This window comes from Segatella hominis, from assembly GCF_004535825.1.
GTDB lineage: Bacteria > Bacteroidota > Bacteroidia > Bacteroidales > Bacteroidaceae > Prevotella > Prevotella hominis.
The window spans coordinates 58,529-74,768 of the sequence record NZ_SGVY01000003.1; the positions used below are offsets into that span (position 1 = coordinate 58,529).

The following is a 16,240-nucleotide window of genomic DNA, read 5'->3' on the forward strand; positions in this document are numbered from 1 at the left end:
TATTTTTACCGCAAATATGGATATTGCATCAAAACATCCCTTTGATGCAGACTTTCATCTTATTATAAATCGCTGCCTAAACTACTTCTTCTTAGGACGACGACGAGCCCAACCTTCTTCCTCGAAGTTTGGCTCCTCGCCCTTGAATTTCACATTGTCATTGTTCTGGAAGAACTGACGCCAGTCGCCTGTTTCCTCCTCACGGCGTGCTTTCTTTCCACCACGACCTTTCTCTGAGCCACGGCTTCCACGACCTCCACGCTCAGAACGAGCATCATCAGAACCTCTGCGTCCACGGGAACCCTTCTCTGCAGAACGTCCGCCACGACTGCCTCTGCCCTCAGCATCACGTCCACCACGACTGCCTCTGCCATGACCTTCCTCGTCAGCATCATTACATCTTACGGTTCTGCCCTTGTACTCAGTTCCGTTCAAAGCCTTCATCACGCGCTTAGCATCCTCCTCTGGCACTTCGATGTAGGCAAACTTACTCAGCAGATCGATGTGACCAACCTCCTGGCGACCCTTCACGTGCTTGTTCAGATACTGCATGATTTCGCCCGGATAGAAACCATCAGCCTTACCCAGATTGATGAAGAGGCGCTTGAATCCAGCCTCAGTTTCGTGCTTTCTGCGACCACCAGAAACCTTGCCACGCTCACCACGACTTCCACGATCTTCGCCATTACGTGAACCCTTACCGCTCTCTGGCTTCACAATCTCTGGAGCATTCTTGTAGTAATCCAGGAACTTACCGAAGGTGATGGTCACCATCTTCTTGATGATATCCTCCTTGTCGATGTACTCAAATTGGCGGTTGATTTCTGCCATGTATGGTTCAATCTGATCCTCATCCACATCGGTCTTCATGATGTCGTCCATCGTCTTAAAGAGCTGCTTCTTGCAGATTTCCTCTGGGGTTGGCAAAACGCCATCCACGAAGTCCTTGCCTATCTGCTTCTCTATCTGGCGAACCTTGAATTTCTCACGAGTATGGATAATAGAGATGGAAGTTCCCTTCTTTCCGGCACGACCGGTACGACCGCTTCGGTGGGTGTAACTTGCCACATCGTCAGGCAAACCATAGTTGATAACGTGAGTCAGATCATCTACGTCCAGACCACGTGCTGCCACATCAGTAGCCACCAGGAACTGAACGGTATGGTTGCGGAACTTCTGCATGGTGAGGTCTCGCTGCTGCTGGCTCAAGTCACCATGCAGGGCCTCTGCATTATAACCATCCTTGATGAGCTTATCTGCAATATCCTGAGTCTCCAGCTTGGTGCGGCAGAAGATAATCGCAAAGATGCGTGGATAGAAATCCACCACGCGCTTCAGAGCGAGATACTTGTCCTTGGCATTTACCAGATAGTAGATGTGGTTTACATGCTCAGCACCCTCGTTGCGCGAACCCACTACGATTTCCTTGTGGTCGTGCAGGTAGTTGAGGGCAATCTTCTCGATGTCCTTGCTCATGGTAGCCGAGAAGAGAAGGGTATTTCTATCCTCCGGCACGTTCTCAAAGATGGCATTGATGCTCTCAGAGAAGCCCATGTTGAGCATCTCGTCAGCCTCATCAAGCACCACGTTATTGACGTGCTCCAACTGAGCCACACCACGATTAATCAAATCGAGCAATCGTCCAGGAGTAGCCACGATAATCTGCACACCATGCTTCAGGGTGCGTATCTGGCTTCCGATGTCAGTACCACCATAGACTGCAGCAATATGCAAACCGTCGATGTACTTGGCAAAACTGTTCAAATCGTCTGCTATCTGGAGACAAAGCTCACGTGTAGGACTGAGGATGACAGCCTGCGTCTCCTTGCTATTAGCATCAGTCTTCTGGATAACCGGAATACCGTAAGATGCGGTTTTACCCGTACCCGTCTGCGCCAACGCAATCACGTCGTTCTTATTACCAAGCAAATATGGGATTACTTCTTCCTGAACTGGCATTGGATTCTCAAATCCAAGCTCTTCGATGGCACGGCGAATCTCTTCGCTCACGCCCAATTCTTCAAATGTCTTCAAATCTTTTTAACCTTAATTCATGTATAATCAAATAGAAGGCCGAATTCACCCTCCCAGCCATGAATTAGGGTGCAAAATCCTTCTAAAACGCTTGCGGCAACCATATAGTTTTATTAAGATTGCCTAAATTCGGGTGCAAAGTTACGAAAAAACTTTGAATTTCTTGCAGATTTCTCTATTATTTCATTACCTTTGCACGAAATAACAAACAATCGAATGATATGAAAAAAGTAATTTTCACTCAAGAATGGATGGCAATGCATCCATACGAGAAACCTAATGAAGTGGATCAATATTATACGGAGTTATCCAATGAAATATACCACGCCCTCGACGATGCCTGCTTCACGCATCAGTTCAAAGACGTGGAAGATGCCAAGCAGCTCGCCCTCTGCATCGCCGGATATTTTGAGGACGTGCTCTCCGGTACTTGTATCTGGAAGACTTTCACCGCAGAATGCAAGAAGCGATATGGTTCATACATCCCATTCTATGAGAACGAAAAGGAGTTTGTCAAGAACTCTCTCAATGAAGATGATGCGCCATACGATCCGGACGAGATCAACATCTCCGACATCAAGTTCCTGTGCTGGCACCATTACCAGCAGAGTGCCTACATCCAGGAGGCCGTACCTTTCCTCTTCAGTACGATAGAACTGGCAGCCAAACTGGTGTATAATCTTCTCGACAAGGAGTATGAAACTGCACCGGAAAACGAGCGTCTGCGTGAATTTCTCTGCGAGTTGCCTACAGCAGAAGACAAGTTCCTGGAATACAGAGACGTGCTGGCATGGTTTCACTATAACTGCTTCTTCAACATCAACAATCTCAAGCGCCTGCAGTTCGACCTCGAAAAGCTCGCCCGCTCTCCACAGGGCTTCAATGAAATCATCGCCTACTCCATCCAGATAGAGCACACGATGAACAGCCGCCACAATCTTTTGGCTCTCACCTCTGCTGAATGGCTTGCCAAGATCAGCGAGCATCATCCTGCCCACAAACTCTGGACGGACATCGATTACAAGGGAACCAGAGCCTTCAGAATGATGAAAGAGGATGAGAAATTCTTCTATCTAAAGGATTTGTATGAGGAAGAAGATGATCCGGAGAAGGCCTCAAAGGAGAATCAGGAGAAGGCAGAAGAAGGGAGCCTCATCAGAGTGCTCAAGGAATCTACCAATATTGGGGATGCTTCTTCCTTCCTCAGCGGCGAGAATGTGCTCGTATGCAATCTCTTCCGATTTGGTGGAGACTGGTGGCAAACCGGTGCTCTCCTCGATCCTACTTATGAAGACAACAAGGCTCAGATAGAGGCTGAGAGAAATATTCAGAAACACAAGAAGAGCATCCACGACTACAATCTGCTCAAGCAGAATGGCTATGGAGACAAGTTTGTGTTCATCGAGGATGTCAAAACGATGAAGGAATTCCTGAAGAATATCGGTTTCGAACTGCCATCCAACATCAGTTTCCCTCAGAAATACGAAAAGGGAATCATCGTGTACGGAAGTCCTTATACGGGCATCAACATCAGCTTCGGAACCGCCCATTGCATCGCTTCGCCTGAAAACCCATACTACAATGCCGAGCGTGCAGCAGAGGACAGTTTCAATATCATCTCCGGCAACGGTCTTCCTTTCCCTTACGAGATTGTTTGCAAGCTGATAGAAAAGGGAATGCTTCCTGATGCCAACATCTTCACCAGCCGATATGTGAAGGAAGAGGGTCTGAAGATTACTCAGGCCAATATCCAGTTCCTTGCCGATTACTATCTGATGGGCAGAAAGGACAAGGACTTGTCGCCTGAAGAGTTGTGGTAAAGATTGATTTCGTATATTCAAAAAGTTCACTACGCTAACGGCATTTTTTAAGGGGTTAGCGTAGTGGACTTTTGATATTTTCCCTATTTCAGATTCTTATCCAGAAACTCCAGCATTTTCTCCTGCGCCTTCAGTCCGCAGGAATGAGGGATTTCCCAAAGCTCCGTATCCAGCAGATTATCAGCCCCCTGACTCTTCCAAACCTTGTGCATTTCGGCGAAAGCATCCTTTACACCAGGCACGGGAAAGAGCTTGTCTTTTGTGCCATTGATGAAGAGCATCGGTTTCGGACAGGCGAGGGAAGCGATATGGGGATAGTCGAGATACTGGCGCAATCCAGGAAAGCAATTCGCAAAACCACCATTCTCCTTTCTGCCAAAACGCCTGGTAAGTTGAGCATCCGTGGTAATCATCCAGCAGATGGAAGCACCCACCCTGATTCTATCCGACAAAGCCGAGAGCATCCACGAGCGATAGGCTCCCATCGAACACCCCACGCATCCGATACGCTTCGCATCCACCATCGGCAGAGAAGCCAAGAAATCGGTACTGGCCATATCGTCGTAAGTCATGAAGGCAGAAAGGTCACGACCCAGCATCATCATATTGCCGGCGATAAGATCGTATTTATTTCTATCCACGCCCTCCTTTCGGCCTCGTTCTCCCCACATCGGCGCATCAATCGAGAGCACCACATAACCGTGCTTCGCCAGGTAATCGCCCACATACTGACCATCATAAAGCTGGTTTACCCACGCATCTGCATCGTCCAGAACCTCCTGGTTGGCAGCCTTCTTCTTTTCAGAAATCTTCCCATCCGCATCCTGCTCTTCAGAAGCGATAAAGAAAGGGCGAATCATCTTCTCCTTTCCTATAAAGAGATGGGCGCCATGATCGTGGAGCGCCACCACGGCTGGGAATTTCCCCGATTTCTTATTCTGAGCAGAAGACAGCAACCCAGCTTCTGCTTTAGGGTTCTTCCCTTCTTCAGAATCCGGAATCAGGAGATAAGCCGTAATGCGGGAATAGGCATTAATATTGAAGGCGATTTTCTGCGCCTTATATCCGTCTCTCTGTTCCTCACCGAGCACTTCCATATCCCAAGCCGCAGCCGCCTTCGGAGGCGTCATCATGCATTCGAATACCTTCTCTCTTGCCACCTCCTTCCACTTCTTGAAGTTTCTGATAGGACTGTTGCCCCAAGCCATCGGATAGGTCAGTTCCTTCTTCAGTTGCTCCACGTAGGTAGGAATTTCTCCCTCCCATTCATACTTCTCCCGCTTCTGAAGTTTTGGTTTCTGAGAGACCTGTGCAAACGCTACAGACGCCTGCAGTAATGCAATGATGCTATATGTGATAATCCCTTTCATTCTGTTGTATCGTTTATAAGAAATCTTTTGTCCTGTTTTATAAGAAATCTATTTTTGTTTATCAGATTAGTTATTGTTTGCAAAATTAAGAAATTATCCGCAAAAACAGATGAATAATCTCGATATTTTTGCGTATCTTTGCCTAAACATCAATAAATAATGGATAAGACATCAATAAATAACAGATAAAACATCATAATCATAGAAGATAAAGACATGAAAATAGCAGTTTTTTGTTCAGCGAATAAGAATATCGACCCGGATTTCTTCACGATAACAGAAGAGATGGGAAAGTGGATGGCAGAGAACGGCCACGACCTGGTTTTCGGCGGATGTAACTCCGGACTGATGGATTGCATAGGCAAGGCGGTGAAGGCGCATGGCGGCAGAACCATCGGCGTGGTTCCTACGCTTGTAGAAAGAGGCGGCAGAACCTTCCCTGACCTCGACATTGAGATTCCGTGTGATAATCTCAGCGACCGCAAGGACCTGATGCTTGCCCAGAGCGACCTCTTCGTAGCCCTTCCTGGCGGCGTCGGCACCCTGGATGAAATCTTCACCATCGCCGCCGCCCACACCATCGGCTACCATCACAAGATGGTGATTCTCTACAACATGAAGGGCTTCTGGAACTCCACCATCGCCCTGCTGGACGATTTGGCAGAGAAAAGCATGATTCGCGGCGATTGGCGAGATGTGATAGAAGTGGCGGATAACCTGGGAGAGTTGGCTAAGCTCTGCGAGGCATAGAACCCTCTATGGAAATCATCTATAGAAATGAAGTAAAGCGACCTTCTACCGAGAACACAATTCGGCAGAAGGTCGCTTTTTACGTTCTTACAAACCAAAACTCTTCCTGGCTTGCCTCAATGTATTCTCTCCTACCGTATAAGCATAGCAGGCAGAAGGAATGAAACGAAGCGTACCAAAATCCATCTCCTTTACTCCTCCCTTACTGATGGAAGTTACCAATGCCTGAGGCAGATGATTCTTCTCCATAAAAAACTGTAAGGACGAAAGTTCAGAAGGTCTGTCGAAGAACCTGTCCGACCATTTGATTTCCACCGCCCAATAAGGCTTCTGCAAAGCATCATTGATGCCCACCAAATCCACCTCGCCCTGCGAACGCCCCATCTTCCAGTTGGCATAGGCAATGTGCCCCTTTCTCGGAATCCACTGCGAATAAATGGCAGTTTCTATCATGTCTCCGATATTGTCATCCATGATCTTGATTGGCTCAAAAAGCGCACATCTCAGCGAAGGATTAGTCAGATAAATCTTGAAAGTAGTTTGGCGCTGGAATCGCTTTGCCGTATCATCCGTTCTTGTCACAACCTTTATCAGGAAAGCAGCCTCCAGATACTGGACGTACCTGCGAATGGTTTCCTTCTTGACACCCGATTCCTTCGACATACTTTCATACGAAAACTCCATACCGCTATGATAAGCTATCATCGTAAACAACGAGTTCAGTTCCTGCACATCCGAAATGCCATAAAGACTCGGCAAATCTCTCAACAATACCTTATCTACAATATCGTGGCGAACAAACTGCCCCGGGTCTTCCTGCATTCGGGAAGAAAAAGCCACCTCAGGATAACCGCCATAATTGATATAGTCGAGGAAGAGACTGTTCAGCTTATCAATATCTATCGTACTATAGATATCGCTCTCTATCCCATCCCATTCCACCTTGGATTGGCGCATCAGATGCTCATATTTCTTAAGATGGATATACTCGAAGAAAAGCAACGGCGGCAGATTGAAATCGGTAAACCTGCCCGCTCCGCTTTCGTTGCTGCTCTTTTTCAATGCCGCAGCAGCAGAACCGGAAGCCACAAACTTCACGTTGTGATAGGTATCTACCAGGGATTTCAGATTGATTTCCCAGTCTTTGAGATACTGTATCTCATCGAAGAAAACATAAAATTCTTCCTGGCTGTCTTCCTTATCCAATATCTGTTTTGCCAAAGAAAACAACTGTTCCAAGAGGATATTGTTATAGATAGGAGTTTCCACCGAAACATAGATGATATTCTGAGGCGATACCCCCTCGTCTATCAACCGCTGGATGGAATGATAGAGCATCACCGTCTTACCCACTCGGCGAGGTCCCATCAAGATGAGGGCACGCTGAATGCTGACATCCCTTACCAGTGGATAGAAGATGTCGAGATAGAGGCGAGGACTCATTTCCTGATAGTAAGAAGGTATCCTGCCTTCCGTCCACCAGGGGTTGTCTATCTTCAACCTACCTAATATCTGTTTCTCTAAAAGTGCCGTATATTCCATAATTCCAACTATTTTTTGGCACAAATATACGGATAAATTTCTTGTTCTGCAAGTTTTGGTAAAAATAAGCCTATATTTTTAGGCTTAATTTGCATTTCAAGGCGATTTTTCAGGCAAAAGCGTGCATTTTAAGGAAAAAGGGACTCAGTTTCACTCATTTCTTATATTAATTTACGCTTATAACTTATTGAATATCAGTAACAAAAACAAGGTTTGTAAATTAAGCATGTTTCAATATGCTTAATTTGCAACAATATAGAACTCTAAAGTAAGAGCGGAAAAACAACTGTTAACTCTGTTAACCCCAGTTGTTCTTCCGCCTTTGATATTTTCTTCAAGACCATCTATCCCTTATTTTCTTTCCCCAAGAGAAAATCGGAGAGACTCATCATCAGAATGCCTTCTTCATTATAACCCGAACGATACCTATCCCCTACGATTATCAGTTTGCGGAAGCCATCGTTTACATTCAAAAGAGAAGCCTGCTCCTGATCTACCTTCTCCTTATCAGGCAAGGCATAAGCAGACTGGATATAGAGGCGTTCATCATGACGGTTCACCACGAAATCTATCTCAAGATTCCTACGCTGCAGCTTACCATTCTCATCCCGCTTGAAGCTCTCTACTGACCCCACATCCACAGTATAACCCTGCTTCCGCAATTCGTTATAAACCACGTTTTCCATGATATGGGTGAATTCTATCTGCCGGAAATCTACCACGGCATTTCTGATACCGATGTCCTCGAAGTAATACTTGGTACCAGTACCAATATATTTGCGTCCTTTCACATCATAGCGCAAAGCCTCGCTAATGATGAAGGAATCCTGCAGGTTCTCCAGATACCTGCCAATAGTTTTAGTACCGATTTCCACTCCTCCAACAGATTTGAACGTATTAGAAATTCTCTGCACATTCGTACAGGAACCAATCGTAGAAGCCAGAAGGCGCACCAACTCGCGCATCCCATCAGAATTCTTCAGCCGATTACGCTCCAAAACATCCTTCAGATAAACCGTCTCGTAAATCTCACGAAGATAATTCTGTTTCGCTTCAGGAGTTTCTATCTGCGCCACAGCAGGCAATCCACCATAAAGATAATAGGTTTCCAGGGCTTGACGCTCCTCTCCTCCTACCACTTCATAATATTCAGAAAAACTCAACGGATGGATTCGGATTTCCCAACCTCTACCACGAAATTCAGTTATCACATCCTTCGATAAGAATCGGGCATTGGAACCAGTAACATACACTTCGGCATTTTCCACATGGAGATAAGAGTTGAGCACATCCTCAAACTCCTTCACCATCTGAACCTCATCCAAGAGAATATAATACCTATCCTTATCTTTCATCAAAGCATCGATATGCTCCAGCAAAGCATCAGGGTCACGGAGTTTCTTGTTTCTACGGTCTTCAAGATTTACTTGTATGATATGATCTTCCGCAACACCTCTTTCAAGCAAATGCTTGCGGAAGATGTTGAACAAAAGGAAGGATTTACCACAACGGCGAATGCCGGTGATAATCTTTATCATCCCATTGCCTTCTGCCGAGATGAGTTCTTTCAAGTATGCTTTACGTTCAAAATACATAGTTTATGACGTTTTTTTGTGTCAAGACACGGTTTTCGGTCACAAATATACGCTTTTTACTCGATAACGCCAAACTTTTTCATCGATTTAACTCTTTAGAAACATAAAAAAGGGCACGATTGCTCGTGCCCAATAGATGAAATCTTTCATTCTGAATGAATACTTTCATTTAAAACCTTTCATTCAGAATGAATAGATTCTTATTTTATTCCGCCAGCAGCTTCTCGGCCATCGCCTTACCCAGCGCCTCGCACTGCGCCTTTACCTCTGGAGTAATCGCCTGCTTCATATCCACCGGCTCGCCCACTGGCTCGTAGTGGAGCTTGGTTTCGTTCCACTCCTGAATCTTAGCCACTGCCTTGCTTGCCCAGCAATGAGAACCGTACCAGCCAAGGAGGTGGTTCTTGACGTCCTTATTGGCAAGCTCGGAGAGGAGAACCTCCATCTCGTGATAAAGACCGGCATTGTAGGTTGGAGCACCCACGATGAGACCCTTGTAGCGGAAGATGTCGCGCAGGATGTAGCTGTGGTGAGTCTTCGAGATGTTGTACATTACGATGTTCTTCACGCCAGCCTTGCTTGCTGCACGGGCGATGATTTCGGCCATGCGCTCGGTGTTGCCGTACATGGTGCCGTAGCAGATAACGAGACCCGGCTCCGTCTCGTACTTCGACATCTTATCATACATGCCGATTACCTTCTCAATATGCTCGTGCCAAACAGGACCATGGGTTGAGCAGATGTAATCCAGCTCCACGCCAGCCAACTTCTTCAAGGCATTCTGAACAGGGATTCCATACTTACCCACAATGTTTGAGTAGTAGCGAACCATCTCCAGCCAGAAAGTCTCGCAGTTGATTTCCGTATCGATGATTCCGCCGTTCAGCGCACCGAAGCAGCCGAAGGCATCGCCCGAGAAGAGCACCTTGTTCTTCGCATCCAGGGTAACCATGGTCTCTGGCCAGTGAACCATAGGGATGAGAACGAAGCTCAGTTCATGATTGCCGAGCGAGAGGGTTTCGCCATTCTTCACCTCCACCACATCGTCGGTAACGCCATAGAAGCCTTCCAGCATACCGAGAGTCTTCTTGTTGCCCACAATCTTGATGTTAGGGTAATATTTCTTGATGAGGGCGATGGAGCCGCTGTGGTCAGGTTCCATGTGGTTGATGATGAGGTAATCGATTTCGCGGTCGCCAATCACCTCGTGGATATTCTCGAGGAACTGGGTGAAGAAATCCACCTCTACAGTATCTACCAGCGCTACCTTCTCATCGTCAATGATATAAGAGTTGTAGCTCACTCCGTTAGGCAAAGGCCAGAGGCCCTCAAAACGATGCTTGTTGCGGTCGTTAACGCCTACATAATAAATTTTGTTTGTAATCTCAGTCATAATATTTTTTTACTTTTTTACCTTTTTACTTTTTTACCTTTTTACACCGCTCTCCGAATTCCTTGGAAACATAGTTGTAGATGTCCTTGCAGCATTCGGCAGAGAACTCCTGGGCACTCTTCAGCAAACTGTCCCATTGCGCCTCGGTCAAACCGTGATCGATGTCTTCGCGGGTGATTCCATCCTTGATCAATCCGAATACGAAACCGGCATTGAAGTTGTCGCCAGCTCCGATGGTGCTCACCGTCTTCATCTTCTCGGAAGGATAACTCTTGGCAAATCCGTTCTCAGCACGCACCTCCACCGGGTCGGCACCCTGGGTGCAGATGAACTTCTTGCAGTAGAAACTGATTTCGGCATTATACACCTTGTCAGCCTCCGGTTTTTTATAGAGAATTCCGAAGTCCTCATGACTGCCGCGCACGAAATCCGCCATCTCTAAATTCTCTATCAGATTAGGCGTAATCTTCATGATTTCGTTCTGATGAGAAGCACGGAAATTCACGTCGTAATAGAGGATGGCTCCACGACTCTTGGCGTATTCCAGGAAGCCAGCCACCTGAGGACGAACCACAGGATTCAGGGCGAAGAACGAACCGAAGAGTACGATGTCGCCTGCATTGATTTCGGGAGTAGCAAACTCCAGCTGGTCGTGCGGATGATCCTTGTAGAAGATGTAGTCAGCATTGTTGTTCTCATCGAGGAAAGCTAATGAGAGAGGCGATTTCGAATCAGGGAAGATGCTCACATTGTCGGCATTCACCCCATTCTCCCTCAAAAACTCGATGACATACTCGCCGATACGGTCGTTGCCTGCCTCGCTGATAAACGAAGTATTCACCCCCGCACGCCCCAAAGAAATGACGGCATTAAACGATGAGCCGCCCGGCACTGCTTCTATCGGCTTGCCATTCTTGAAGATAATGTCCAGAACGGTCTCTCCTATTCCTATAACCTTGCGCATTGTATATTTCTGTATCTTGTTAAAAACTATATTCTTGTCAAAAAACTATATTCTTGTTCAACCGGAAACGATTCTTGCCTGACCGGGAAACAGTTTCCTATCTGAAGAAGAATTGGAATCATTCCCCGTCCGGATTTCCCCGGCAGAATTAATTGCAGGCAAAGATAAATGTTTTTGGCGATAATGCAAAATAAATAGCTGATATTTTTGGATAAATTACATTTTAGATGTAACTTTGCACATTAGAAATTTGCACAATGAATTTTGCACATTGATTTTGTACATTGATTTTGCATAGAAATGAAATACAATACACATACACTCGACAACGGACTCCGCATCATCCATCTGCCTTCCGATAGCAAGGTAGTATATTGCGGTTATCAGATAAACGCCGGCACCCGCAATGAGGAACCTGGCGAAGAAGGACTCGCCCATTTCTGCGAGCACGTCACCTTCAAGGGCACTGAGCGGCGCAAGGCGTGGCACATTCTCAACTGTCTGGAGAGCGTGGGCGGCGACCTCAATGCCTACACCAACAAGGAGGGCACCGTATATTATTCTGCCATTCTGAAGGAGCACATCGCCAGGGCAGTGGATCTGCTTTCCGACATCGTGTTCCACTCCGTCTATCCGCAAGCGGAAATCGACAAGGAGGTGGAGGTGATCTGCGATGAGATTGAGAGTTACAACGATTCGCCTGCCGAACTGATCTATGATGAGTTTGAGAATATTCTCTTCAAGGGTTCGCCCTTAGGACATAATATTCTGGGCACTGCCGAGCAGGTTCGCTCCTTCACTACTGAGGATGCACTACGATTCACCCGCAAACTCTATCGCCCCGACAATGCGATATTCTTCGCTTATGGGGATATTGATTTCAAGAAGCTGGTGAAGCTTGTCAGGAGGGCACTCGCAGATGATGATTCGGGCAAGCTTGCTGAAGAGGATTGTCACGCAGATTTCGCAGATGACGCAGATTTCTCGGGAGACACGGGATTCGCGGGGGATGAGAATTCTATTACTACAGAAAAATCTGTGTCATCTGTGAAATCTGTGGGACCTAAAAATTATCCATCTGTGGGGGAAGAGATTGCCGGGCAGACGATTGTGATGCAAAAGAATACCCATCAGGCGCATGTGATGATAGGAACAAGAGCCTACGATGTGAACGACGACCGACGAATGCCGCTCTATCTGCTCAACAATATCCTCGGCGGACCGGGCATGAACGCTAAACTCAATCTCGCACTGAGAGAGCACAATGGACTGGTCTATACCGTGGAAAGCACGATGGTGGCCTACGGAGATACGGGCACCTGGAGCATCTACTTCGGTTGCGATGAACACGACATCAAGCGCTGCCTGCGACTGGTGCGCAAAGAACTGGACCGGATGATGGAGAAACCGCTCTCCGACTCTCAACTGAAAGCTGCCAAAAAGCAGATTAAGGGTCAGATTGGCGTTGCCTGCGACAACCGTGAGAACTTCGCCCTCGATTTCGGTAAGAGCTTCCTCCACTATGGTTGGGAGAAAAACGTTGATTGCCTCTACGAACAGGTGGAAGCCATTACCAGCCAACAGATTCAAGACGTGGCAAGGGAACTTTTCGACAAAGACAGACTCATCACCCTGATCTTCAAATGAGAAAGACAATTAAATGAGAAATTACAAATGAGAAAGGCAACTGCGAAGGGAAAACTACACCCCCTGCAATTGCCTTTATATTACCTATTGAATTAATAACTGCCTTTTCAAAAACTGATTTCATCCGGTTCGGCCAGCAAACAGTTTTTTCTGAAACCCAACCGCCATGAAACAAAAAAAGGAGCTTTTCGCCCCTCATAGCGGAAGCCCATTTGGCTTCCTCTTCGTTCAAAAACTACTTTCAAACGCGGAGATTTTCATCTCCAATTCAAACTTTAAACACAGGGACTTTCACCCCTAAAACTCTAACTAAACGCAGGGATTCACACCCCAATCTAACCATTTTTTCGAAACCCATGACTACGGTTCCGTTCGCATGATTCCCTCTTAGGAAACCTTCTTGGCTAAGCCTAAGCGAGGTCGTTCTTGATTGCACTAACCTCAGCTGCAACAGCTACCAATACTGCGAAAACCATACCTAAAACTAACATAATTTTTACCTTTCTTTTTTTAAGAGATTGCTTCCCGAAGAAAGACAACCTCAAGTTATCCTAATAATCTTTACCTACCTCTATATTGAAGACTCCGAAGAGCCTGTCAACTTTCATTTGTTATCCTATCTGCAATCTTTTGCCTTTATCTTAACTTTTCCAGCAATCTTTTCATGTTCTTCTTAGCAATCTCTTCATGCCTTCCAAGCTCGTTCTATGCTTATCCTAACAATCTTTTTTTTCTTATCCTAACAATCTTTTGTAACCTTGTATCTTATTTCTGGTGCAAAGGTATAACTTTTTGTGTGCGCACACAAACAATTTAAGAGAAAAGTTTCCATACACTCTGTTTTTTTGATTTAAGTCAAGAAACCGGGGTAAATAGTACCTGCATGGAAGCCAGCCAGTCATGCCATGGGTCTGATAAACCACCAGAATATCCTGCAGAGTGATAATTCAAGTTTCGCAAGTTCAGTCTATTTATATTATAATTAAGGTGATATCGTATCTATTTTATACTCAATAAATGCCCTTTTCGTACTAAAAACAATCATTTGATAACCATTTTTTAGCGATATTGGGGCTTTTTCCAGCATTTTTGCCACAGCAAATGCAAAAGGATAAAAACATAAAAAGGACGAATACCAGCGCCTGAAACACGCTGATATTCGCCCTTCGATATACACACAAATACTTGAGAGTCAAACACTTTTTAGCAAACACATCTAACATAGATTTGCTTTCTAAGAAATGGCAAATCCGTTCAAAATCGGTCATGGTCATTTTCGGTCAAAATGAAAATGGAATTGGTCAAAGTAGTCTATAATATATTATAGGATAAAAGAGCGCCCCCGAAATGATTTTGACCGAAGATGACCATGACCAAATGACCGCTTCATCAAAATCCAGGGCCGCTAACCTTCATTTTTCTTCCAAATCAATCAAAATGCACAAAACGATTGCCAAAATATCGCGATAAAACGTTATCAATCAAGCACTTACGAAAATGCCACCGAAATCTATAGCGAAATAATTTGTTTTCAATTCCCAAAAGTTGTACCTTTGCACCAGCAATCGAAAGAAAGTTTCTCTTGTACTGGAAGTCAGGCTTAATAGACGACTAACCTCAGTCATCAATGATGACCAAAATAAGGGCAAGAAACGGGGGGCAAGCAAAGTCACGTATCAACCAGACAAGGAAAGAGGGTAAGAATCCAGACGAGGCCGACCTCAACCTGGTGAAGACCGAAAAGAAAAATGCCTTCGCCGTATCATTTTTGTCTTACAAATAGAATATCGCCTCATTGCCCTCATTGAAAAGCAGGTCGAGAATGCTCATGTTGGGCAAGAAACCATGTTTCTGCTCATACACCTGATAATAGCGCTGAGGAATGAAATCTGCATCAGGAAGAGGCTTTTTCGGACGAATCGCATCACGGAAATCCCGTATTTGAGCGTTGAATGTTGAGTGTTGAGTGTTGAATTGGGCTTGCGCTTCTGGGCTATTGAATTCTTCACTCTTCACTCTTCCTTCTTCACTTAAAAAGCTCTTCATTCTTCGTTCTTCACTTAAAACGTATCGGTCTGTAACCGAGACTTTCGGACGGATGTCGAGCAGTTCTATCATCTTCTCCATGATTTCCATATTGAAATCAAAGAGGAATTCGTATTTCTTCTCGTAGAAAGGGCGGATGTCGTCCTGATAATACTCGAAGAAAGGACTCTCACCATAAGCCGAGAGAAGCGCATTCCAATGCACGTGGCGCCAGTTGGCATGGTCGGAAATGCGAATATCCTTCATCGCCAGCGAAGTGCCGTGATTGGTAGGAATGGTGAGAGAAAGAGGACCATTGGTGGTAGGGATAATCATTCGGTTGCGGTAAGTCTGCTTGATAAAGCTCTCATGGCGCTCTATCAGGCACTCCTCATAGCGGTTCAGCTTCTGATACCACTGCACAGGACCGAAATACGTGGAAGATAATATTGCTTTCAAAATCTTTTTCTTTTAATAGTTTGGGGTTCTTGAAATTTCTGTCTCTTATCTATAAAATGAAATTGAACAACTTGATTGGGATAAACCAACTGATGAAAACTGGTTCAAAATAAAAATAAACTGTCAACAGTCAACAGTTAACAGTTTATTTTTCTATACTTGTCTAAAACAACTTATATGCTTTTCCGATAATCTGATGCTTGTGGACAATGGTTTTTCCCTTCGCCGTGCGCACGAGATAGAAGCGGCAATCCTTGCAGCCGCAGCGCTTGCAGCAGATGGTAGGAATGACGTATCGCTCCCTGCCCATGCGAATCGTATCGCCAGGCATCTGCTCGATGACTCCGATGAAATTGGCTTCCATCCAGCCCCGCACATAAGAGCCTTTCTTCTCCCTACCCATATATTTCGACTTCGGAGTAACGAGGCACTCTACGGAATCGGCAAAAACTATTGTCTCGCCACGGTGAAAAATATCGCAGTCAATCCTGTTCACTATCACTCTGTTACCCTCCTTCAGCTGGGGAGGAAGCCCACCTTCGGGCACAGAAAAGACAGTGAATACATAGGTGCGGATGCCCCATGCTAAGAGCAATGCCAGCACCAATGAGAGGAGGAATTTGAATGCTATTTTCAAACCG

Annotated in this window: 12 protein-coding genes; 4 read left to right on the forward strand and 8 right to left on the reverse strand. The window is 45.7% G+C overall.

What is annotated here, in order from left to right:
• Window positions 1-81: 81 nt before the first annotated feature.
• A complete protein-coding gene (locus tag EXN75_RS01560) occupies window positions 82-2,034 on the reverse strand; it encodes a DEAD/DEAH box helicase (RefSeq protein WP_134842533.1) in 1,953 nt (650 codons plus the stop codon).
• A 221-nt stretch (window positions 2,035-2,255) separates the two neighbouring features.
• Here EXN75_RS01560 and EXN75_RS01565 point away from each other — a divergent pair, with 221 nt between their 5' ends.
• Entirely contained in the window at window positions 2,256-3,854 is a 1,599-nt protein-coding gene (locus EXN75_RS01565; RefSeq protein WP_134842534.1) for a DUF3843 family protein, read from the forward strand.
• Between the two features lie 83 nt (window positions 3,855-3,937).
• Here EXN75_RS01565 and EXN75_RS01570 read toward each other — a convergent pair whose 3' ends face one another.
• On the reverse strand, window positions 3,938-5,224 hold the full coding sequence (locus EXN75_RS01570; RefSeq protein WP_134842535.1) for an alpha/beta hydrolase family protein: 1,287 nt from the start codon (window positions 5,222-5,224) through the stop codon (window positions 3,938-3,940).
• Between the two features lie 216 nt (window positions 5,225-5,440).
• Here EXN75_RS01570 and EXN75_RS01575 point away from each other — a divergent pair, with 216 nt between their 5' ends.
• A complete protein-coding gene (locus EXN75_RS01575) occupies window positions 5,441-5,974 on the forward strand; it encodes an LOG family protein (RefSeq protein WP_134842536.1) in 534 nt (177 codons plus the stop codon).
• An 87-nt stretch (window positions 5,975-6,061) separates the two neighbouring features.
• Here the strand turns inward: EXN75_RS01575 and EXN75_RS01580 are convergent, their stop codons facing one another.
• From EXN75_RS01580 to EXN75_RS01595, 4 genes are all read right to left on the reverse strand, one after another.
• Window positions 6,062-7,516 (reverse strand): ATP-binding protein, encoded by a 1,455-nt coding sequence (locus EXN75_RS01580; RefSeq protein WP_134842537.1) that lies wholly within the window; start codon window positions 7,514-7,516, stop codon window positions 6,062-6,064.
• Between the two features lie 344 nt (window positions 7,517-7,860).
• Window positions 7,861-9,111: an ATP-binding protein gene (locus tag EXN75_RS01585; protein WP_118117900.1), complete on the reverse strand. Its 1,251-nt coding sequence runs from the start codon at window positions 9,109-9,111 to the stop codon at window positions 7,861-7,863.
• 205 nt (window positions 9,112-9,316) lie between these two features.
• A complete protein-coding gene (locus EXN75_RS01590) occupies window positions 9,317-10,504 on the reverse strand; it encodes an FprA family A-type flavoprotein (RefSeq protein ID WP_040553662.1) in 1,188 nt (395 codons plus the stop codon).
• A gap of 25 nt (window positions 10,505-10,529) precedes the next feature.
• The gene (locus EXN75_RS01595; protein ID WP_134842538.1) at window positions 10,530-11,468 is read right to left on the reverse strand and encodes a carbohydrate kinase family protein; all 939 of its coding nucleotides are present in this window, start codon (window positions 11,466-11,468) and stop codon (window positions 10,530-10,532) included.
• Between the two features lie 300 nt (window positions 11,469-11,768).
• On the opposite strand from EXN75_RS01595, the gene EXN75_RS01600 reads away from it, so the two are divergent.
• Together EXN75_RS01600 and EXN75_RS17565 are read left to right on the forward strand one after the other, a co-directional pair.
• The gene (locus EXN75_RS01600) at window positions 11,769-13,115 is read left to right on the forward strand and encodes a M16 family metallopeptidase (RefSeq protein WP_134842539.1); all 1,347 of its coding nucleotides are present in this window, start codon (window positions 11,769-11,771) and stop codon (window positions 13,113-13,115) included.
• A 1,627-nt stretch (window positions 13,116-14,742) separates the two neighbouring features.
• A complete protein-coding gene (locus EXN75_RS17565; protein WP_158570091.1) occupies window positions 14,743-14,898 on the forward strand; it encodes a hypothetical protein in 156 nt (51 codons plus the stop codon).
• On the opposite strand, the gene EXN75_RS01605 is transcribed toward EXN75_RS17565, so the two are convergent.
• Window positions 14,889-15,602 carry a WbqC family protein gene (locus tag EXN75_RS01605; protein WP_118117892.1) on the reverse strand — a complete coding sequence of 238 codons (714 nt, stop codon included), beginning with the start codon at window positions 15,600-15,602 and terminating at the stop codon, window positions 14,889-14,891. The genes EXN75_RS17565 and EXN75_RS01605 overlap by 10 nt on opposite strands.
• Before the next feature lie 160 nt (window positions 15,603-15,762).
• A complete protein-coding gene (locus tag EXN75_RS01610) occupies window positions 15,763-16,236 on the reverse strand; it encodes a S26 family signal peptidase (RefSeq protein ID WP_134842540.1) in 474 nt (157 codons plus the stop codon).
• Between the last annotated feature and the right edge of the window lie 4 nt (window positions 16,237-16,240).